The following is a 20,749-nucleotide window of genomic DNA, read 5'->3' on the forward strand; positions in this document are numbered from 1 at the left end:
CCTCGGGCCGTCGCGGTTGCTCACGAACGGCCACCAGGCACCTTACGCTGGGCAGGCCGGAGACCGGTGAACAGATGAACGGGAGAGCGGTGTGATGGCACAGGACCAGCCGGTTGGGCACGACGCCCTCGTCGTCGATGGCGCCTTCGGCTGTGGCTACCTGGTCCGGGCCGGCACCAACACCGCGCCGGGGCTCGTGGCGGGCTGGCCGGTCCACAAGCTGGGCTCCTTGACCTATCACCTGCACCCCCGCACCCGCCTGCACGCCGCGGTGCGTGACGGAGGGCCCGGGCGCGTCGTCATACTCGGTCATCCGGTGGACGTGCGCGCCGGGCTCGGGGACGGCGACCTGATCTGCGAGGACGTGCTCGACTCCTGGACGGACCAGGGTCTCGATGCGGCGGTCCGCCACCTGGCCTATCTCGGCGGCCGGTGGACCGCCTTCCTGGACGCCGTCGTGGCGCCCGGAGAGCCGGGGCGGGTCACCGTCGTGCCCGACTGTCAGGCCACCCAGGCGGTCTTCTACTCCACATACAAGGGGGTGGCGCTGGGCTCCCAGCCGGCGCTGGTCGCGCAGGCCGTCGACACGGGGCCCGACGAGGCGGCGCAGCGGATGTGGGACGCGCTGCGCAAGGCGCGTCGCACCGGGGTGATCTTCCACCCGGGCACGATGACCACGCACGAGGGCGTGCTCCCGCTGGTCCCCAACCACCTGTTGCGGTTGTCTGTCGCGGGCGCGGCGGTGAGCGTGGAGCACGAGCGCTTCTGGCCCTTCCAGGACCGCGTCGAGCGCACCGACACGCGGGCGGTGACCAGCGAGTTCATCGACTACTTCCGCGAGCACACGCGGCTGCTGTGCGACTTCGGGACCCCGGTCATCAGCCTCACCGGCGGGATGGACAGCCGCACCTCCCTGGCTGCCGCCCTCCCGCACCTGCACGAGGACTCCTTCACGTTCACCTACTTCAACCCGCGCGACGGGCTGACCAAGAAGGGGGCGGCCGATGACGTCTTCGAGGCCAACGCGATCGCCTTCGGGGTCGGGGTCCAGCACCGTGTGCTCCGGTGGCGCCGGCCCCGCCGGGGCAGCGCGTTCGACGAGATCATCGCCCGCACCTATCCGGTCCAGCGCGCCTCGACCGGCGCCGCGCACGCGATGTGGGCCGACCTGCCGCACGACATCATCCACCTGCAGTCGATCGGCGCCGAGGTGGGCACGACGTTCTTCACGAAGCGCCCAGAGGGCCCGATCACCGCGGACCGGCTGCTGGAGATCGTCAGCACGCGCGCCGACCTCGGCCAGGAGATGGCACGGGCAGCGTTCGGTGACTACCTGGACTACGCGCAGTTCACCCACGAGGCGATCCGCGGCTATGACCCGCACGATGTCTTCTACTGGGAGCAGCGGATGGGCAAGTGGGGCTACCAGAAGTTCCAGGACGGCGACTTCAGCCACCGCATGCTGCTGCCGTTCAACGACCGCGGGCTCATCGAGCTGATGCAGTCCCTGCCCTATCCGCAGCGGGAGTCCAAGGTCCTGCTCCACGCTCTGCTGGCGACGGTGCCCGCCCCGGCCACACCAGCACCTGCCGACGAGGCGCGCATCGGCTGGCGCGACGTGGTCGCCGCACGACCCCATGTGCGTCCGCGTCTCGCCCGGCTGCGAGACAGGTTGCCCCGCAGGCAGACCACACAGCGGAGTATGCCGTGAGCCGGGTGCCCGAGGGGCAGCACCAGACCTCCCGGCAGGTGAGCGGGTTGGCAGGGCAGGCGCGACGCCTGGCCGGGCGGGCGCGACGCCTGGGCGTGACCGCACGCCGGCAGATCGGTGAGCGGGTCCGGCAGCGCGTGCGCACCGTCCGTTCCCGGCAGGCGGCGCTGCAGCCGGGCGAGGTCGCGCGCGCGGGGGCTTTCCGCCACGGCTATCTGGTGTCCGCAGCCGGATCATCGGTGCCCCCGGCCGTGGCCCAGTGGGTCCGGCGTGAGGTCGGCACCGTGACCTACCGCCTGCACCCGAGCACCCGGCTGACCGTGGCAGCCGATGCCATCGTGCTCCTCGGCGACCCGGTTGACGTGGACGCGGACACCGCAGACACCGCGATGATCGCGCAGCGACTCGCCGGGCTGCGCCCGGACGGCACGGCCGCGATCGTGCGGGCCGCCAGCCGGCTCGGTGGTCGGTGGACGCTCTTCGTGCACGAGAGCGACGGGAGGCTCACGGTGGTGACCGACGCGCTGGCCAGCCAGGGTGTGTGGTGGGACCAGGAGGATGTGATCGCCTCGCACCGGGCGCTGCTGTCCACGCCGGTCTCCGCGCTGCAGCCGAACACGCTGCTGCGGGTCGGGCTCCCAGGCCGTGACGATCACGAGGTGCACTGCTACTGGCCCGCTCCTGAAGGAAGTGGTGCGGACCTGGTGGTCGAGCCTGGGGCGGCTGGGCGCGAGCTGCGTGAGCGGCTCGTGACCCACACCCGGTTGCTCGCGACGTTGGGCCGGCCGGGTCTCGCCCTGACCGAGGGAGTGGCCAGCAGGGCGCTGTTGGCGGCCTATCTGCGGCATCCGCGCGATGACGGCTTCGCATTCACCACGTTTGAGGTCAGCTCCGTGGGCGAGGGGCTGGGCCCGGTGGAGCACCTGTTCGCCGCCAGTCACCTCGCCCAGACTGTCGGCCTGCCTCACCGGGTGCTGGAGGTCGCCGCCACACCGGAAGCCGAGCCCCTCGCCGTGGCCTTCAGCCAGACCTATCCTGAGGGCGCGAGCCATCCCCAGAGCGCATCAGCTGGAGTAGCGCGGGCCTACTCAGCACTGCCGGAGGGCACGGTGGTGCTGCACCCGGCCGGGGCCGAGGTGCAGGACCAGGCGACCTGGGAGGCGGGCGACCACCTCAGATCTAGCGAGGGGTTCCCCGAGGGTGATCTCACGCAGCGGGTTCTGCTGCCGTTCAACGACCGCCGGGTCATCGAGCTGCTGCTGAGCCTGTCGGGGGCACGGGAGGACGCGTCGGCACCGCTGGCACCGTTGGTCGACGAGCTGCCCACGCCCACTCCCGCGCTGGACGCCTAGTCCACCGGCTGCACCGGCTGAGACACGAGCCGTCCCGGCCGGCCGTCCTCCGCAGGCAGCGTCAGGTGCTGTGGACCCTGGCGCACCGACCACCTGGTCGTCCACCAGGTGCCGTGGGCGACGTCGTCGATCTCGATGCCGTCCTTCTCGCTGCCGTCCGTCTCAGCCGGACCGCGCAGTGCGCCACGCACGAGACCCTCGCGCACCATGACCACGGCGCGCACCGCCTGCGGTGCTCCCGTGAGATCGACCCAGCCCACTCCCTCGGCGACAGGACCGGTGAGCTCGTCGCGGAGCCAGTCCTGCGTCGCTGACGTGGCCGCGTCCCCCGGGGCGTGCAGCACGACCAGTTGGTCGGCGCGCGCACCGTCCGACTGGGACCGCAGAGGGACCGAGAGCGTCGCGACCGCAGCGTCGGTGCCGACCTCGATGGGACTGGCCGGGTCGCCGGTGGGGCGCACGCTCAGCTGCACCGGATCCATGTCCTGCACCGGCTCCATATCCTGGCCCGCTCCCCCGCCGTCGGCGGCCGGCCCCGTCAGCGCCCTGATCCGCTGGGCGAACCCCGCGTGTCCAAAACGCTCGGCGACGAGCAGTCGTGACCGCTCGACCCGCTCCCGGTAGGCCGCGGGATCTGCGACATAGCCGGCGATCAGTGCCTGTGCCTGCCCCGGCGTGGCGTAGTCCACGGTGTCACCGAAGACCACGCGGTGTTTGGGGTGGACGATGGTCAGCACACCGCTGGCAGCGGCCTCCAGGATGACCCGTCCGAAGGCCTCGTGCGCCGAGGTGTTGTCCGCATAGAGGAAGAAGTCCAGCCCCGCGAGGAAGTCGCCCACCTCCATCGCACCCTGCTCCAGGATCTCCCAGTTCGAGGGCAGGACGATCTCACGACTCGGCTCTGACGCTGCCGCCTCCGCCTGGGTCAGCGACCGGACCGTCTTCGTGCCGCCCATGATCCGCACGCGATAGTCGGGTGGGAACTGATAGGCCGTGAGCAGCTCGCCGAAGGTCTGGGGGAACTTGATGCGGTCGTCACGCGAGTAGCGGCCGACCACGACCGGGCCGTCCTGGCCGGGCACCCGGTCATCGCGATGGCGCCACGCGACCACGTCGATCAGGCCCGGGTCGTCCCAGGTCGTGAGGTTGACCTCGGGGTCCTGCTCCAGGAGCACCTGGCGGATCCCCGGCCCTTGCGGGACCCACACGGGGTCGACACCGAACAGCTCCCGGGCCCGCTGCGTGACATCGCGCACGACATAGCGTTGATCGGTGCCGTCCCGCTCCAGCGGTGCCTGGTTGGCGACCAGCAACAGGTGCCCGACCGTCACCGGGTCACGGAGCAGGTGAGGGGGATACTGCAGGATCGGTGGATAGCGCAGGACCAGCACGTCGACGTGCGCTCGGTCGTCGGGCTGGAGCCACTCCACCGCCCCGCTGACGATCAGGTCCATGACCGGGTCGCAGAGCGGGAGGTCCTCGGTGGTCATGAAGCGGAAGGCCTCCAGGTGCATGACGGCCACCGACAGCCCAGCCTCGAGGCAGGCCCTGATCTCCTCCATCATCGAGCGCTGGGGCCCGCCGTAGCGGCGCCAGTCCCCCGCGAAGCACACCTGCACGCGGTGCCCGCCGGGCAGTGCCGGCTTCGTCCACCGGCGCGGCTCTGGGAACGCCCGCGGCGCCACGGGGTCGAGGAACGGGTCGGCAGTGCCTGCCGCGATCGCCTGGTGCCACCGTCGGTAGGCGGACTTGTAGGCGTGCCGCGCACCGTGCCGCCACCCCATCGAGAACTCGCCCGACGAGAGCGTGTCACCGCCCCGCAGGAAGAGGATGGACTCAGGAAGATCTTCGATCACCTGCCCGAAGGCCACGCGGAGCCGCAGGCCGAACTCCGTGTCTGCGCCCTTGGACGTGTGGTCGAACCAGCCGATCCGGGCCATCACCTCGGGCCGGCGGAACAAGAGGGTCCCGGAGGCCCTCATCCGGGGCAGGTAGCCCGGCCGGGTCAGCTCGAGGTCCGGCGTCACCCGCACGCCCTGCGCCCGGGTCGCCAGCAGTTTTGGGCGGGCCAGGAGGCGACGCATCCCCAGCTCGAGAGCCTGCGGGTGCAGGTAGTCATCCGAGTCAAGGGTCGTGCAGAACTCACCGGTCGCGACCCGCAGGGCGCTGTTGCGAGCGCGGTAGGTGCCACCGTTGACGGCCTTGGGCAGCAGCCTGATCCGGGGGTCCCGGGCGGCAGTCTCGGCCAGCAGGGCGGCATACTCCGGCCCCGAGGCGTCGTCGACGATGATCAGCTCCAGATTTGACCAGGTCTGCTCGAGCACGGACCGCACCGCGGTCTGGAGCTCGGGCCCCGGCCGGAAGCAGCTCATCAGCACGGTCACCCGGTGGGGCGCATCGACCGTCGTCAGGCCAGGGGCACGCAGGCGATCCAGCGGACTGCCCGGACCCTCCCACCCGAGCATCGGGTCAGGGTCCACGACCAGGTCGGCCAAGGCACTCGAGTGCAGCGCGGCATTGAAGGCGGAGGTCCACTGATCGAGGTCCCCGTCGGGGAAGATCCACGGATTTGCCCGGTCGGCGATCAGCGAGGTGCGCGCGCCATCGCGCACGGACGGATCCGCCAGCAGGTCAGCGATCGCACCGTCACGGGCCACCAGCCGCAGCTGGGCCAGGAGCTCGGTGGAGCGCCAGTGGAGCGGCCCGGCCAGGTGGACCGCCTCGAGCATCCGGCGAGCGGTGTCCTGCTCCTGCCGGTCACTCAGCTGCACCGCGAGCACCTGGGCGTAGTTGGCCAGCCACTCGGGGTTCTGGTCGTCCCGCACGGTTGCCCACGGCTCGCCGCTGCGTGCCCACTGGGCCACGTCGTCCGGGGCGTGTCCCGGCCAGGCCAGCTCCGCGAAGATCTCTCGCGACCAGACGGACTTGGTCCGCAGCGCGGTGGAGACCAGCGCCCGCGGTCTGCGCAGCGGGTGGAGCTGGTGGTCGCGGGCGGTCCCGACGCGGGTGGCGCGCACCTGGCCGCCAGCGTGGTCAGCGGGCGGCACCGTCACCGGCACCTGAGCCACCGGCAACGGGGTCGCTGGCACCTCGGTCACCGGCGTTCCGGAGCTCTGCGACCGCCTCATCGAGGGAGGCCTGCAGGTGGTCGAGGCGCGCGGTGTACTGAGCCTGGAGGACACGGACAGCCCCCAGCATGTCCGCACGCCCGGTCTGGATCGGGACCTCGTCCTCCTCGACGGGGCTCGGCTCAGTCTCCCGAGGCGGAGTCTCCTCGGTCCGCACGGCGGCACGCGCCAGCTTCAACAGCTTGCGCCGGACCAGGCGCGCCTGCCGGTTGGCGTCCGCCGCCACGAGGAGAGTGGTGCTGACCAGCGCCGCCCCGAGCGCCGTGGCGAGCGTCCACTGCTCCAGCGCGACCGCGACGGTCAGCGCGACAGAGACCACGATCGCCATGGCGAAGCTCAGCTGGAGCATTCGTGATCTCATGGAGACACCCTTTCGCTTCTGTCATCTGAACCGACGGCCCCAAAGCGGTCGGCTCACATCGGCGTCTGTCCCGCCCGGTACCTTACCTCTTGCAGAGGGGGCGGCCCGAGCAGCCACCCGATGACCAGCAACCGCGGACCGGGACCCAAGAGGCCAGGAGGATCGATGAAGGCGCACCACGTGCAGCACAGTTCCAGCATGTCCTCCCTGGTGCAGCTCCGACTCGTCTCCGACGGCGGGCCCGACCACCCCCACCGACTCGCGTCGGCGGCCCTGCGCTCTCGCAGCCCACAGGTTCTCGACGCCCTGGTCGAGTGCGCCGGCGGCGGTCCCGGTGGCATCGAGCGGGTGCGCGGGCTGCTGCGCGAGGGCACCGTGCCCCACTCGATGCTCACCTCGCAGACCGGCCCCTACAGCGTCGCACTCGCGACCGTCCTGGCCGGTCTCCATCCCGGGACTGCGGACGCACCCCTGGCGCTCGCGCTCGCGACCGCCGCCGCCGACGTCTCCCCCAGACAGTGGTGGTGGCGACGAGCCTCCATCGTGGCCATCCAGAACGCCGTGCTGTGCGGCGCCCATGACACTGCTTTGCGTCTGCTCGAGCAGCTGCCCGCACTGACCCGGGCGGTGAAGTTCGGGACCCTGGCCGACGTCGCCAACCCCTATCTCGGAACCCGCGGCGAGCAGCCCTCCGACCCGACCAACGCCGACACCGACAGCGCCCACGTCGCCTGGGAGGAGGCGCTGTCGTTCCCCTTCGTGCGGGCCGAGCTGTCCCCGCTGCGGGTGGACCGCGCCGCCGCCACGCTCTTCGACGGCCTGGCCGCGGCCTCCGAGCCAGGATCCGTCGATGGTCCGCTGGTCACCGTGGTGATGCCGACCTACGCCCCGGACGAGGGACTGTTGACGTCGGTGCGCTCGCTGCTCGCCCAGAGCTACGGCAACCTGGAGATCCTCCTGGTCGACGACTGCTCCCCACCGGGGTTCATCGAGCGCTACGAGCAGGCCGCCGCCCTGGACCCGCGCATCACCCTCCTCCGGATGCCGGTCAACGGCGGCAGCTACCTGGGCCGCAACGCGGCGATGGCTCGCGCGACCGGCCGGTTCATCACCTTCCAGGACGGCGACGACTGGTCCCACCCTGAGCGCATCACTCAGCAGGTCCGCATGCTGCAGGAGCACCCGGAGGCGCCAGCGTCGCTGAGCAGCGCCATCCGCGCCACCGATGACCTGGCCTACACGTGGCTGGGGTTCTCCCCCCAGCGCGACAACGCCAGCTCGTTGATGATCACCCGCCCCACCCTCGAGCGCCTGGGGCCGTTCCAGCGCGTGCGCAAGGGTGCTGACTCGGAGTATCACAAGCGCATCGAGGCCGTGCTGGGCCCACTCGCCTACGTCCGGCTGCCGCTCGCCGTGACCCGGCTCCGGGCCGGCAGCCTGTCCCGCGCTGACTTCACCCTCGACTGGCACACGCCAGACCGCGTGAACTATCGCAACGTCTTTGGGCACTGGCACCGGACCAGGGCCCCCCAGGAGGTGCCGCTCGACGCGCGCGACGGAGCTGTCCAGCCCTTCCCACCCCCGCGCAGCTTCCTGCGAGCCCTGCCCGGAGAGCCGGCCCCGCGCATGCACTTCACCCTCGGATACCTGCTCGATGCGAGCCTGCCCTCCCCCCTGCCGGGGCAGCACGCGATAGCACCGGCGCTCCCGGCGGACGAGACCCCGGCGGTCATCCACCGGGAGGACTTCGGCCTGGCCCGTCAGTCGTGGGAGCCGTTCACCGAGGAGTTTCTTGAGCTGGTGCAGTCAGGTGCCGTGGACCTGATCAGTGCGACCGACCAGGTGCACCTGGACACCCTCGTGGTGCTGCGTCCCGGCGCCGTGGAGATGCGCGACGACAAGGGCGTCGCCTTCACAGCCGGCCAGGTCATCGTGACCGTCCCGGTCCCCGACCGGCACGGTCGGTTCGTCGACCTGACGGAGGTCTCCGACACCTGCGTGGACCTCTTCGGCCACCGACCCCGCTGGGCAGCGCTGGACTCGCAGAGCCAACAGGCCTGGGCCGACGACGGCTGGGAGCTGCCCCGGCTGGAGGAGCTCATCGGGACTCCCGTCCCGGTCGCGGCACCCTGATGTCAGCCCGCGGCGTCCTGACGCCTAGTCCCCAGCGTGCTCGACCAGCGGCACGAGATAGGCCGCGAGCGGCTCGGTGAGCACCTGGGCGAAGGTGCCGGTGATGTGCGAACCCTGCCGATAGGTCAGCACATTGCGATAGACGCCGACGCACCTGCCGCCGGGACAGACCCACGGGTCCATGTCGACGAACTGGGCACCGTCCACCTCGTCGACCGCCGCCTGCAGGACCGTGGACCCGGCCGACGTCGCCAGGTCCCAGCTGCACACCGAGGGATCGTCACGGTGGTCGTCGACGCAGGCATAGACCGGGGCGACGTCCCCTGGCTGCGGGGTGTCGGACAGCGCGATCACCTGGACACCGGCGTCCTCCAGGGCACTCCAGTAGCGCACGTAACCGTCGGTGAGCCCCTCCCGCGAGGCGTCGTCGGGGTCGGCGGCGTCGCCGGGCAGGCCGCGGCTCATCACGCTGGAGGTGATGATCGCAGCGGGGCGCTCGGGCCCGGTCAACCGCTCGAGGACGTCGCGTCCCCAGTCACGACACGTGGTGTATTCGGCGCCCTCGGCGGTGATCTGCATCGAGTCGGCGAACGGGCAGCCTGACTTGGTGTAGCTGCGCACCAGCCAACCGTTCTCCTCAGCAATCGCATCGATCGCCGGGAGCCACTGGGCCACCTTGGAGTCGCCGACCACCGCGACGACCACCGACCCGTCGGGGTCGCCGGACTCGCACGGGCTCGACGTGGTGTCCTCGGCGTCGAGCTGGCAGCCCGCGTCATAGATCGACGGGACGTCGCGGACGGCGTCCAGCGGGTCTGGTGTCAGCGTGTCGAAGAACGGCTCGTCACCGGCCTGCTCGGCCTCCGGCAGGGGCAGACCCACGGCCTGCCCGCCCGGACCCTGCGTGCTCGCAGCGCTGTCGTCGGGGACACCGGTGGCGGCACTGTTGTCGGTCGAGGCGCTGCGGTCGGTGGTCCAACCGGCGCCGGTGGCCCTGCCGGTGCCCGCGTTCTGGGCCGTCGCGGCCCCGGTGAGCAGGAGGCCGGCGACCAACGAGACCAGCGTGAAGTTGAACCCGACGGAGAGGGCATACCTCGGCTTCACGTTCAGCGCCCTCGCGTGCCTGATCGGGCTCTCCACCCACCGGTAGGACAACCAGGAGGGCACTACCGAGGCCGCCACGACCAGGAGACCGATCGGCACCGAGGGAGCGCCGAACTGCCACTCCCAGAAGCGCAGGAGCGGCCAGTGCCACAGATAGAGCGAGTAGGAGAGTCCACCGATCCAGACCATCGGGGCGGTGCCCAGCAGCACGGACGGCGACCACCGCGTGTGGGTGAACCCACCCACGATCACCGCCGCGGTCCCGAGCACGGGCAACAACGCGGCATACCCGGGCCAGGGGGTGGAGGTGTCCACCAGGAACCCGCTGGCCACCACGGCGACCACGCCGGTCCACGCGAGCGCGGCGCCCCACCCCGGTGACCACCGGGTCCAGGCGCCGGCGCCCAGCGCGACCAGGGCACCGGCGCCCAGCTCCCACAGCCGGGTCGGCGTGATGAAGAAGGCCTCGCTGGGTCGCAGCGCCGTGTAGACGACGGAGAACACGAGCGAGGGCAGGACGATCATGGCCAGCAGCCCGATCGCCAGCTGACGACGCTGCGGGACCACGATCTGCCCGGCGGGCAGACCCTGCCGCCCGGCGGCCCGGTGCGCCCGACGTCGCAGGACCGCGAGAAGGACCAGGATGATGACCGGCCAGATCAGATAGAACTGCTCCTCGACCGCAAGCGACCAGTAGTGCAGCACCGGTGACGGCTCGACGTCCTCGGCCAGGTAGTCCACCGAGCGGGCCGCGAACACCCAGTTCACGACATACACCGCGGCCCCCACGATGTCCCCGCCGATCTGTTGCCACTGGACCCGGCTCGTCAGCAGCCACGACCCGATGGTGGTGACCACCAGGACCAGTCCGGCGGCCGGCAGCAGACGCTTGGCGCGCCGCCCGTAGAACCCCATCAGGGACAGTCGGCCGGTCGACTCCACCTCACGCAGCAGCTGGTTGGTGATCACGAAGCCGGACACCACGAAGAAGACATCCACGCCCACGAAGCCACCGGACACGGAGACAACGCCCGCGTGATAGACCAGCACCAGGAGCACCGCGATGGCGCGCAGGCCCTCCACGTCACCACGGAACCGCGAGCCACCGGGGGTCGTCCTCACCGGCGCGCCTCCCGCGGGAGAGGACGGCGGCACGGCCTCAGCGGCAGTCAGGGGGTGCGACACGTGGCGGATGACCCTCAGCTAGGGAACAGAATCTTCTCGCGGGCACCGGGCCCGTCCCACGGCGGTGCCGAAGGCGTCGCCCATCGTCTCACGGACCTGGGTCCGCCTCGCAGACGGCGGGGGTCGTATGCCGTGCGGTCGCGTCAGCGCCCGACGGTCCCCAGGATCGCGTCCCGGTAGGTCTGGGCCGCCGGTTCGGCGGCGAAGAGTTCAAGCACCTCGCGTCGCGCGCGATCTGCCGCTGCCTGCCAGTGCTCGGGGTCCGCCAGCGCGGTGAGGCGCGCGTCCGCCTCGTCGAGGTCGGCCACGACCCACTCGGCCGGGAAGAGACTGCGCGCCCCTCCGCGGCGGGCGACGAGCGGCCAGTCGCGCACCACCGGGACGGCTCCGCTTGCCGCGCCCTCGATCAGGCCCAGGTGCCAGCCCTCGCGGATGCTGCTCGACAAGATGATGCCCACCTGTGCCAGCTCGCCCGCCACGTCGGACGTCGGTCCCACCACGGTGATCCGCTCGCGCAGGTGCGGCTGCTCCATCCGCGCCAGGACCTGCTCGAAGTAGGTGCGGGTCGCGGCATACGGCTCCACACCGGGAGGCGCGCCGATCAGCACCAGCCGACGTCGCTCGTCGCGCTCCAGCAGATCCAGAGCCCAGGCGGGGTCCTTGGGCGCGCGGCCCCACCCGACCATGCCGATCGTGAAGCGGGTGGAGGGGTCCCTGGGGCGGTGCCAGTCCGGCAGGTCGGGGCGGTGCGGGCGCACGGTCATCCCTTCCGGTGCCCCGGTGCCCGCGGTCAGCTCGCGATAGATCGACATCATGCCGTCGTTGGAGACCATGACCTCATCGACCGTGCGCCAGTCCACCAGGTGGAGCCAGGGGTCGAGCAGGTCGAGACTGTGGGCGCGCAGGACCAGGCGCACACCAGGTGGTCGCACCTGACTGGCCCACATGGCGCCCGCATCGACCCAGTCACTGACCACGACGTCAGCCGCGCTCATCAGCTGCCACAGGGTCTGCAGTCCGCGAAGTCCCGTCCGCAGGCGCCGCGTCCGGACCGGGTCGTTGCGCCAGAGGCCCTCGGCGATGTCGATGTGCCCGCGGCGCAGACCGGTGAGGAGCTCGAGGTCGTCGGGTGAGGGACGGCGCTGCCGCAGCAGCTGGACCTGCCGCGGCAGGTCGGGCGCCGAGACCTCTGCCGTGGATCCCAGCGAGTCCACCATGTCCTGGTGGAACGCGCCGTAGGACCCGGGCAGGATCAACACCCGCGGCCGCCCGTCTGACGTGGGTTCGGACTCGGCCGCTGCCGGCCCGCCGACCGGCCCGGCACCACGCAGGACTCCAGCCACCCGGCTGGTGGTGAAGGGCTCGAGGAAGGAGGCGGCGTCCCCGGCGATCGGTGACCCGTCGAGCGCCGCATGCCGTGACCGGTGCAGCAGCAGGCTGAGCCCGTCGTGGGCACGGGCCACGGCGCGGTGTCGGGCACCGATGTCCGCGGCCTCGTCGGCCGCTCGGAAGCTCGCCCGCACCGCGTGCTCGAGCTCGGCCTCGTCCGGCACCCGGCTGCCCGAGACCAGGGCGGCCGACGCGGCCGGGCTCGCGAACAGGTCGGCGACCTGGGGGGCGGCCCGGTTGACCAGGGGGACGAGCACCGTCTCGACCACGGCGGCAGAGATGCCGGCGGGCAGGAGGGTCGGCACCTTGCGGGTCACGACCTCGGTCCGCGCCACCAGGTCCCGGCTGAGGAGCTCCGGCACCGCGACCATCGTCCCGACCGTCTCGGCGAGCGTCTCGAGCACCGGGAAGACGTCGTCGGCGTCTGCGCCGAGCGCGGCCTCCAGGTCCGACACCGCCTGCTCCCAGTGCTCGAGCGTGGCCAGCACCGCGGGCCCCAGGTCCGCACCCAGCACCGGCACCCCGCGGGCCAGGTCAGGAGCCGCCTGCAGGGCTGCTCCGGTCTCAGCGTCCAGCACGAGCAGCAGCTCGCTGCCGCGCACATCGCCGGCGAGCGCCCGGTCGGACTTCAGCGCCCAGAGCCAGCCCGGGTCGACACCCCGACGACGGGCCGCCACCGACGACTTGGCCCGGGCGCCGGCGGTGCGCAGGAGGGCCCCACGCGCGGTGCTCGCGCCGGAGGCGGTGCCGCTCTGCGGGCGCGCGCCCGCGCCTCCGACCAGGCCGCCGCGCGCCCACCACCGGGTGCGCCGACCCGGTGCCTCACCGGCCCAGAGCACCACCTCCAGGGTATCCGCTCCGGTCCACGGGCGCTCGGAGGGCACCGCGTCGAACCACCGCGTGAGCAGCACGACCCGTGGTCGCTCTGCCGCGCGCCCGGCACCCTGGCTACCTGCGGTCACGCGCCACATCATAGGGGGCAGCCCCACCCGGTGAGCCGCCCCAGAACTCGTCGTGGCCAGGACACGGAGCGCAACGCGTCCAACATCGGTGCAACCTTCTGGCACTCCGGTAGCGTTTCACTCTGCAGACCTGGGCAGGACCCATCCAGCAGCGGGGAGAGATCACGTGACCACCAGAGTGACGACACGGTGGGGAGTTGCAGCACTGGCAGGTGCGGCGGTCGTGCTGAGCCTCGCCTCAGGGCCGGCCGGCACCACCCCCTTGCCCGCCGACGAGATGTCTCCACTGGAGACGGCGCAACCCGTGGCATGGACCGGCGGCCTGGGCGGGCAGGCACCGTGTCCGGAGGGACGCACCCGCAGTGCCACCCTGATGACCGAGGGCTTTGGCAGCGGGATCCCCAACAACGCCTTCAACAACGGCTGGGCCACCGTCGCCGGCTCGGTGGACGGCCGGGCCGCCCGCTCCGTGGTGAACTCGTCGGACAGCGAGGACTGGTTCTTCACCGACTGGGCCATCGGCTCCCCCGGCACCCAGACCATGCTCGCCTTCACCTCCCGCGGCAACGTGTCCTCGTCGAGCTACTCCCGGGCCGACGTCAACTCGGTGTCGCTGCACGCGGCCGCCAACACCACCAGCTGGCGCGGCAAGGTCTTTGACGTCACGGCCGCGACCCACGACGAGGACGGCCGGCTCGGCACCTGGTTCCAGCACCGCTCCCAGGCCGGCGCCAGCCAGTGGTGGGAGGTCGACAACATCCAGATCTACGCCTGTCGGGCTGCAGCCGTCAGCCGGATCCAGGGCGCTGACCGCTTCGCGACCTCGGCTGCGATCGCGGCGACCTATCCGGTCGGTCCCGACGTCGCCTACCTCGCCAACGGCCGGGGCTTCGCCGACGCCTTGGCCGGCTCCGCCCTGGCCGCCAAGGCGGACGCACCGATCCTGCTGGTCGAGCGGGACTCCATCCCGGCCTCGGTCGCCGCGGAGCTCGACCGGCTGGACCCCGCCAGCATCGTGGTCTTCGGTGGTCCCAGCTCGGTCAGTGACACCGTCCTGACCCAGGCGGCCGGCTACACCGGCGGCGAGGTGACCCGGCTCGCCGGCGACAACCGCTATGCCACCTCGGCCGCGATCGCCGACACCTATCCCGCCGGCATCAGCACTGTCTATATCGCCAGCGGCACCGGCTATGCCGATGCTCTCTCCGGCGGCGCCTCGGCCGGTCGCAACGCCCGCCCCATGCTGCTCACGGACCCCACGTCACTGCCGCCGGAGACGCGCGCCGCCCTGGCGGCGCTCGAGCCGGGGAGCCTGGTCATCCTCGGCGGCCCCAGCTCGGTGTCGGACACCGTGGCCGCCCAGCTGGCGGCCTACACCACCGGTGGGGTGTCGCGCATCGCCGGCGCCGACCGCTACGACACCTCCGCGCGGATCGCCCGCACGTTCCCGCTCGAGCGGGACCGCGTCTTCGTCGCCACCGGCACCTCCTTCCCGGACGCGCTGTCCGGTTCGGCGCTGGCCGGCAAGGAGGCCACCCCGGTGGTGCTCACCAGGCCGAGCAACCTGCCGTCCCAGGCACGAAGCGCCATCGACCGGCTCACCCCGGCGTCCGGCGTGGTCCTCGGCGGCGCCGGCTCGGTCCAGTCCATCGTCCTCGACCAACTCGGCCAGCACGTCGGCTGACCAGGAGATCCCATGCGCACCACACGACGACTGATCAACGGGGAGACCCTCGTGCTCGACGTGCCCGACGCCGAGACCATGCCCCCGGCCACGGCCATCAGCGTGCTGGCCCAGGACGGCCTGGAGCTCGAGGTCAACAGCGGTGGTTCCGACCACCTGGAGCACTACCTCGCGGTGAGCGGAAGCACGCTCACCGGCGAGATCCAGCTGCGCAACGGCGTCACGCTGCGCCACGGACGCTATGGCGGCGACCCGGCTCAGGGGATGGCCTTCTCGGTCCGGGTCGGTGACCACGAGATCTTCGGCTTCACCGTGCCAACCCTCGACCTGGAGGGGCTGAGTGCCCTGCTCTCGCAGGTCGAGTTCACCGCCCACGCCGACGGCGCGGTCCTCACGCCGGGCGGCTCGGTGACCTGGTCGGACTACCGCACCCACGACGTCGCCCAGGTGGTCCACCTGGCCCAGGGTCGCCGAGCACTGCTCGATGTCCGGCGCACCCGCACCGGCGTCACGCGCCCCTCCGGCCCCGGCCTGGACGTGCGCGGCGGGCGGCTGAGCCGCTCGGCCGAGGACGAGCGGGCCCACTACGCCGTGCTCGAGGCCGCGGCCTTCGTCGTCTACGGCATCCCCGGCACCGCGGAGGACGTCGACGCCCTAGCCACCTCACTGAGCCAGGTCACGGCGGAGCTGGCATGAGCATCCTGTCCCCCGCCCTGCTCGGCGCCGTCGGCCTGGTCCTGCTGGCCGCCGCCGTGGGCCACCTGCGCGACCCTGGCTCCCTGCGCCGCGGGCTGCGCGCTCACGGCGTGCTGCCCGACGGCACCCACCGCTTCGTCTCGGTCGTGCTGGGCCCGCTCGAGGCGGTCCTGGGTGCCGCGGCACTCGTGGCCGTCGTCACCGGACCGTCGCGCGCTGCCGCCCTGGCCGTGAGTATGCCGATCGCCGGACTCTTCCTGGCCCTCACCGGTTATCTGGCCCAGGTGCTGCGGGTCACCGCTGGTCAGGTCGTGCCGTGCGCCTGCGGCCTGGGCGACACCCCGGTGGGCGGGCCCGCGGTCCTGCGCGGCGGCATACTCACCGCCATGGCGTTCGTCGGCGGTGCCACTGCCACCGGTTGGAGCGCCTCGGGCGCCCCTGCCGAGGAGGCCGTGGTGGCGCTGGCCGCAGCACTCGTGCTCGGGCTGGCCACCGCGCTGCTGCCCGCGGCCCGGGCGGTGCCGGACGCAGCGCTGCGGGCGTCGGCCACCGCCGGCAGCGCACACCACGGAGGTCATCGATGAGCTTCATGGAGTCCGCCGTCCTCCTGGCGTGGGTCGCGCTCGTGCTGCTGGCACTGGGGCTGGCCGGGCTGCTGCGCCAGGTGACCGTCCTGACCCGTGGTCAGGCTGGCGGCGCGGCACCGGCCGGTGGGAGCCCGCGAAGCACCCGCGACCTGGTCGGTTTCCGCCTGCCCGCCCACGGCGAGCTCGCGGCACTGGTCGAGCCTGGCGCCCACCGCACCGTCGTCGCCTTCGTCTCGCCCGGCTGCTCGTCGTGCGCGGTGACTCTCAGCGGCCTGGCCGACGTCGCGGACGTGCGCGCAGGTTCGGTCGCGCTCATCGCCGTCTCCACCGGGTCCTGCGAGCCCGCCCAGGACAACCTCGCCGGCGCCGGCCGGTGCATCGCGCAGGGCCGGGCGCTGCTGGAGCAGCTCCACGTGCCGGCCACCCCCTATCTCCTGGCGCTGGACGCCAGCAGCACCATCGTCGCGGCCACGCTGCCCGACCAGGATCTTGACCTGACCGCCTGGGTCCACCGGGCTCGCGGAGCACTCAACCTCACCGAGGAGCAGTGATGACTGACACCAGCGCCACGACCACCGGCGCCGCCACCGGCGTGACCTTTGCCGACCTGCCGGTCACTGACGCGGGCCACCTGCGCAAGCGGCTGCGGCCCCGCCCCTCCCGCAGGACCTTCATGGGCTCGGTGCTGGGTGCGGGGGCGGCGGTCGGGCTGGGCTCACTGTTTCTGGTCAACAGGGCCGCGGACAGTGCCCAGGCGGCCTACTGGCAGGACTGGACGAGCACCAACACGGGGCCGTGCGACCCGGTGACCGGCTATGCCCGGGGCCACACGGAGAGCGGCATCATGTGCGGGCCCTCCCCGATGTGCACCTCCCGGTCGTGCTGCTGGAAATATCGCAACGGCGCCGGCAACCTGGTCGGCTGGCACAAGAACGCGCCCGGCTCGACCGGCTACTACACGCACCGGCCTGACGACTGCTGGAACGGCACCTACGACTCCTGGCACTGGAAGTTCAGCGACGGCAACACCTATCGCTGCTCGGACGGCTGGACGTGCAGTGCCTCCGGCGCCTGCAGCAAGTCGATCTGCCCGTGGGCGATCTGAGCACTCCCGCCCAGGTCTCGCCACCGCGCCGCTGGATCGCTGACCCGCTCGCGCTGCTGGGACTGCTCGCACTGGGCTCGGTCGGGCTCGGCGCGCTCCAGCTCAGCGGCACCCCCGTCACCTGGCCGGTGCCCGCGCTCCTGGCCGTCGTGGCTGCGGGTCTGGCGCTGTCCGGCTCCACCTGAGGCCTCAACAGCGCCTGGGCGCTGGTGGCCTCGGTCCGAGGCCGTTCGACGCAGCTGCGACTGTGGCTCGCCTTCCTGGCGGGCTGCACGGTCGGCGGCGCCCTCACCGGCACCGCGCTAGGAGTGGTGTCGGGGTTGTTCACCCCGGTCCCGCTGCCCTGGCGGGCGGGCCTGCTGGCCGCACTGGTCCTGGCACTGGTCCTGATGGACCTGAGCCAACCCGTGCTCCGGCTGCCGCAGCGCCGCGAGCTGATCCCCCAGGAGGTGTTCGCCCGGGGGATGGGCCGCGGCGGTTTCCGGTTCGGCGTGGAATATGGCTGCGGCTTCCGCACGCTGGTGCCGTCTGCTGCCTCGTATGCCGCGGCGCTGTTCGTCCTGCTCGCCGCATTGCCCCTGGGCTGGGCCGTGCTGCTCGGCGGCACCTTCGGGGCGTCGCGGTCGCTGGCCGTGCTGCAGTATGTCCTGCTCGGCCAGCCGGGGTGGCAGCGCTTCCTGTCTGGTCACACCCGTTGGCTCGAGCGCGGGGGAACGCTCGCCACGGCGGTGCTCCTCGCCTGGGCCGTCGGGCTGCTGCTTACCTGAAGCCGCGGGCTGCACCGGGCTGCTGCTGACCTTAGGCACGTCCCACAGCGTAGGACCGAGGTCCGGGCGACCTCGGTCCCACGCCGGGGCGAATGCGGCCGTCAGCCCACGTAGTCCTGCAGCAGCGTCTCCACCTCGGTGGAGACCACCTCCGTGCCGCCGATGACCAGGATCCGCTTGGGGTTCAGCTGGGCGAGCGCGTCCTTGGTGGGCTGGAAGATCGTGTTGGTGGCGACCAGCAGGACCGGGCCGTGCGAGTCGCCCGCACGGGCCGCTCCGGACAGTGCGTCCGGATAGGCCTGTCCCGTGGCCACGACCACCGTGTCCAACCCGTTCGGGTAGTACTTCGCCAGCTCGGCTGCGGTGGCATAGCGGTTGTGCCCCGCGACCCGTTGCAGGTTGCCCGAGCGGGTCAGGTCCTTCAGCTGGTTCGCGACCGCATCGCTGACCACGCTTGGGCCACCGAGCACCACCACCCGATAAGGGTTGATCGCCTGGATGGCGCTCAGCGTCGCGTCGGGGATGCTGTCGGGCTTGACCAGCAGGACGGGACCGTCGTTGTAGCCCGCCCGAGCCGCGCCCGCGAGCGCGTCCGGATAGTCCAGCCCCGTGGCGACATACAGCACATCGACCCGGTTGCCGAAGGTCTTGGCCAGCGCGCCCGCGGTGGCATAGCGGTCCGCCCCACCGACCCGCACGACAGGGGCGGTCGTGAGCGAGTCGACCTGGCTCAGCACAGAGCCGCTGATGGAGCCGGTGCCGCCGACGATGGTGACCCGTGACGGCTTCAGCGCCTTGATCGCATCGCGGGTCACGTCGGGCAGCACGGTCTCCTGGGTCAGCAGGACCGGGCCACCCAGGGAGCCCGCGCGGGCGGCGGCCGTCAGCGCGTCCGGGTAGTCCCCGCCGACCGTGATGAACAGCTGCTTGCCGGTTGGGAAGGTGCTGGCCAGCTCGGCCGCGGTCGAGTAGCGGTTGCTCCCGGAGATCCGGACGACGCCGGGTGCGGGCTCCGGCTCGGGCTCGGGAGCGGGAGGCGGCGGGGTGGGCTCCGGCGGCACACCGGCTGCGATCATGAACGCCCACGTGGCGTTGTCGAGGACACCGGTCCACGGCAGCGACTTCGCGGCCTGGTAGTTCAGCAGCGCCTGCAGGGTCATCGGACCGAACGAACCGTCCAGATCGGTGCCGGTGAAGCCGAGATAGGTCTGCGCCTGACGGACGTAGTTGTTGTTTGCCCCCGGCAGGACGACCGGGTTCGGCGAGTAGGGAGCCGACGGGAGGCCGGTGGCGCAGACCGAGCCGTTGAAGCCCTGGTAACGCGGTGCGTACTGCGCGGCGTAGACGCGGCAGGTGCCGTAGTCGTGCGCGGTGACGGGCGTGCCGTCCCACCACGAGGTGCGGCCCATCGCGCCGTCCCAGCTGAAGCTGATGTGCAGGTGGTCGGTGTGCGGCGACGCCCCGTAGTAGGGGTGCCAGCTGCCCGGCTTGTAGAGGTACCAGGACTGGCGGTTCCAGATGATCGACTGGACGCCGAAGCGGCGTGCCACCTCACCGTTGTTGGCGGTGATCCACTGCGCCACGGCGTCGCCGATGGCCTTCTCCGACGGGTTGTAGGCATTCATCGGCCAGTCGACGGCGCGACCCTCGTAGTGCTGGCTGTTGTCACCCTGCCGGCAGGCGCGGGAGCCATACCAGGTCGGCTTGCCGTAGTGGCTCGACACGAGGTTGGCGAAGGCGACCATGCCCGGCTTGTTGTTCGGGTCGCAGGAGTAGGAGTACTGCCACGGCGGTGCCGCATCGAGCGTGTTGGGCAGGTCCTTGGTCGGCGGGGCCGGGACGGACATGAGGTCGGCCTCGGTCAGGCGCGGACCGGCACCCAGGTCGGCGAAGCCTCCCCCGATGTAGCCGTCATCCGCCGACATCAGCTCCGCTCCGGTCGAGGGCACGATGTCGGTCGCCGGCTGCTCGACCAGCCACTCCTGGGGCACCTGCCCGGGGTCCGGTGGGGCACCCCGCCAGTCCATCGGGCTCTGGGGTATGCCGCGGACCAGGTTGTCGGACTCGCTCTCACCCGGCACCACGAACGGGTCGGTCGGCAGAGTCAGCCCCTCGGCGAAGGGGTCGCCCAGGGCCTGCAGACCCGCGATATCGGCGTGGCTGTGCTCGTGTTCGTCCGCGTGGACCGGTGCCGGCCCCGCGTCGGTCACCGAGGTCCCCTCAGGGACCGGGTCGGCGGAGGCGATGGGAACGGCGGCCACCAGGGCCACGGCGCTGACGCCGACGACAAGTCCCTGACGCAGGGGTTGGAGACGCATGCTTCTCTCTTTCACACAGAAGTTTGGGGCCTGAACAACTGCGCCACATGAGGCAGGTGTGACTATTGGGGCGACTGCAGACTACACACGGAAAGGAGAAGGGGAAAGCCCCAAAGATAACGATTCTATGAATGACAGCCGTGTAGTTTCTTTCGGCTGCTAAAGAACACTGGTGTAACTTAAGAATGAACAGCAAAGGTGTTATTTCCTGGTGAGGCCACCTGTGTCAGCTAAGGTCCTGCCCACGCAAGAGCCCGCCCTACGCAC

Annotated in this window: 15 protein-coding genes; 10 read left to right on the forward strand and 5 right to left on the reverse strand. The window is 71.6% G+C overall.

Going from position 1 to position 20,749, the window contains the following annotated elements:
* The first annotated feature begins 94 nt into the window (after nucleotides 1-94).
* Complete coding sequence (locus NF557_RS17305) at nucleotides 95-1,711, forward strand: hypothetical protein (RefSeq protein ID WP_252621013.1); 1,617 nt, start codon at nucleotides 95-97, stop codon at nucleotides 1,709-1,711.
* A complete protein-coding gene (locus tag NF557_RS17310; protein ID WP_252621014.1) occupies nucleotides 1,708-3,063 on the forward strand; it encodes a hypothetical protein in 1,356 nt (451 codons plus the stop codon). Before NF557_RS17305 ends, NF557_RS17310 begins: the two co-directional genes overlap by 4 nt.
* On the opposite strand, the gene NF557_RS17315 is transcribed toward NF557_RS17310, so the two are convergent.
* Entirely contained in the window at nucleotides 3,060-6,161 is a 3,102-nt protein-coding gene (locus tag NF557_RS17315) for a glycosyltransferase (RefSeq protein WP_252621015.1), read from the reverse strand. The genes NF557_RS17310 and NF557_RS17315 overlap by 4 nt on opposite strands.
* Entirely contained in the window at nucleotides 6,097-6,552 is a 456-nt protein-coding gene (locus NF557_RS17320; protein WP_252621016.1) for a hypothetical protein, read from the reverse strand. The genes NF557_RS17315 and NF557_RS17320 overlap by 65 nt, the downstream gene beginning before the upstream one ends.
* Before the next feature lie 165 nt (nucleotides 6,553-6,717).
* On the opposite strand from NF557_RS17320, the gene NF557_RS17325 reads away from it, so the two are divergent.
* On the forward strand, nucleotides 6,718-8,685 hold the full coding sequence (locus tag NF557_RS17325; protein ID WP_252621017.1) for a glycosyltransferase family 2 protein: 1,968 nt from the start codon (nucleotides 6,718-6,720) through the stop codon (nucleotides 8,683-8,685).
* A 24-nt stretch (nucleotides 8,686-8,709) separates the two neighbouring features.
* Here the strand turns inward: NF557_RS17325 and NF557_RS17330 are convergent, their stop codons facing one another.
* Both NF557_RS17330 and NF557_RS17335 read right to left on the reverse strand, forming a co-directional pair.
* A complete protein-coding gene (locus tag NF557_RS17330) occupies nucleotides 8,710-10,911 on the reverse strand; it encodes an acyltransferase family protein (protein ID WP_252621018.1) in 2,202 nt (733 codons plus the stop codon).
* Between the two features lie 206 nt (nucleotides 10,912-11,117).
* Nucleotides 11,118-13,325 (reverse strand): glycosyltransferase family protein, encoded by a 2,208-nt coding sequence (locus NF557_RS17335; protein WP_252621019.1) that lies wholly within the window; start codon nucleotides 13,323-13,325, stop codon nucleotides 11,118-11,120.
* A gap of 166 nt (nucleotides 13,326-13,491) precedes the next feature.
* Between NF557_RS17335 and NF557_RS17340 the strand changes: the two genes are divergently transcribed.
* Genes NF557_RS17340 through NF557_RS17370 form a run of 7 tightly spaced genes read left to right on the forward strand, consistent with a single transcriptional unit; the run spans nucleotide 13,492 to nucleotide 18,164 of the window.
* Entirely contained in the window at nucleotides 13,492-15,009 is a 1,518-nt protein-coding gene (locus NF557_RS17340; protein WP_252621020.1) for a cell wall-binding repeat-containing protein, read from the forward strand.
* Nucleotides 15,010-15,021: 12 nt separating this feature from the next.
* Complete coding sequence (locus tag NF557_RS17345) at nucleotides 15,022-15,705, forward strand: hypothetical protein (protein ID WP_252621021.1); 684 nt, start codon at nucleotides 15,022-15,024, stop codon at nucleotides 15,703-15,705.
* Nucleotides 15,702-16,289, forward strand: coding sequence for a MauE/DoxX family redox-associated membrane protein (locus tag NF557_RS17350; RefSeq protein WP_252621022.1), 588 nt, complete (start codon nucleotides 15,702-15,704; stop codon nucleotides 16,287-16,289). Before NF557_RS17345 ends, NF557_RS17350 begins: the two co-directional genes overlap by 4 nt.
* Nucleotides 16,286-16,843, forward strand: coding sequence for a hypothetical protein (locus NF557_RS17355; RefSeq protein ID WP_252621023.1), 558 nt, complete (start codon nucleotides 16,286-16,288; stop codon nucleotides 16,841-16,843). Before NF557_RS17350 ends, NF557_RS17355 begins: the two co-directional genes overlap by 4 nt.
* Complete coding sequence (locus tag NF557_RS17360; protein WP_252621024.1) at nucleotides 16,843-17,397, forward strand: hypothetical protein; 555 nt, start codon at nucleotides 16,843-16,845, stop codon at nucleotides 17,395-17,397. Before NF557_RS17355 ends, NF557_RS17360 begins: the two co-directional genes overlap by 1 nt.
* Nucleotides 17,385-17,582: a hypothetical protein gene (locus NF557_RS17365; RefSeq protein ID WP_252621025.1), complete on the forward strand. Its 198-nt coding sequence runs from the start codon at nucleotides 17,385-17,387 to the stop codon at nucleotides 17,580-17,582. The genes NF557_RS17360 and NF557_RS17365 overlap by 13 nt, the downstream gene beginning before the upstream one ends.
* Before the next feature lie 24 nt (nucleotides 17,583-17,606).
* The gene (locus NF557_RS17370; protein WP_252621026.1) at nucleotides 17,607-18,164 is read left to right on the forward strand and encodes a hypothetical protein; all 558 of its coding nucleotides are present in this window, start codon (nucleotides 17,607-17,609) and stop codon (nucleotides 18,162-18,164) included.
* A gap of 101 nt (nucleotides 18,165-18,265) precedes the next feature.
* On the opposite strand, the gene NF557_RS17375 is transcribed toward NF557_RS17370, so the two are convergent.
* Nucleotides 18,266-20,482, reverse strand: coding sequence for a cell wall-binding repeat-containing protein (locus NF557_RS17375; protein ID WP_252621027.1), 2,217 nt, complete (start codon nucleotides 20,480-20,482; stop codon nucleotides 18,266-18,268).
* Nucleotides 20,483-20,749: the final 267 nt, after the last annotated feature.

It is taken from the genome of Ornithinimicrobium cryptoxanthini, assembly GCF_023923205.1.
Classification (GTDB): domain Bacteria; phylum Actinomycetota; class Actinomycetes; order Actinomycetales; family Dermatophilaceae; genus Ornithinicoccus; species Ornithinicoccus cryptoxanthini.

Excerpts from the sequence above, each read along its gene's own strand:
- NF557_RS17355 (WP_252621023.1), top strand. The coding sequence starts at position 16,286 with ATGAGCTTCATGGAGTCCGCCGTCCTCCTGGCGTGGGTCGCGCTCGTG.
- NF557_RS17375 (WP_252621027.1), bottom strand. The coding sequence starts at position 20,482 with ATGCGTCTCCAACCCCTGCGTCAGGGACTTGTCGTCGGCGTCAGCGCC.
- NF557_RS17360 (WP_252621024.1), top strand. The coding sequence starts at position 16,843 with ATGACTGACACCAGCGCCACGACCACCGGCGCCGCCACCGGCGTGACC.
- NF557_RS17320 (WP_252621016.1), bottom strand. The coding sequence starts at position 6,552 with ATGAGATCACGAATGCTCCAGCTGAGCTTCGCCATGGCGATCGTGGTC.
- NF557_RS17350 (WP_252621022.1), top strand. The coding sequence starts at position 15,702 with ATGAGCATCCTGTCCCCCGCCCTGCTCGGCGCCGTCGGCCTGGTCCTG.
- NF557_RS17325 (WP_252621017.1), top strand. The coding sequence starts at position 6,718 with ATGAAGGCGCACCACGTGCAGCACAGTTCCAGCATGTCCTCCCTGGTG.
- NF557_RS17345 (WP_252621021.1), top strand. The coding sequence starts at position 15,022 with ATGCGCACCACACGACGACTGATCAACGGGGAGACCCTCGTGCTCGAC.
- NF557_RS17305 (WP_252621013.1), top strand. The coding sequence starts at position 95 with ATGGCACAGGACCAGCCGGTTGGGCACGACGCCCTCGTCGTCGATGGC.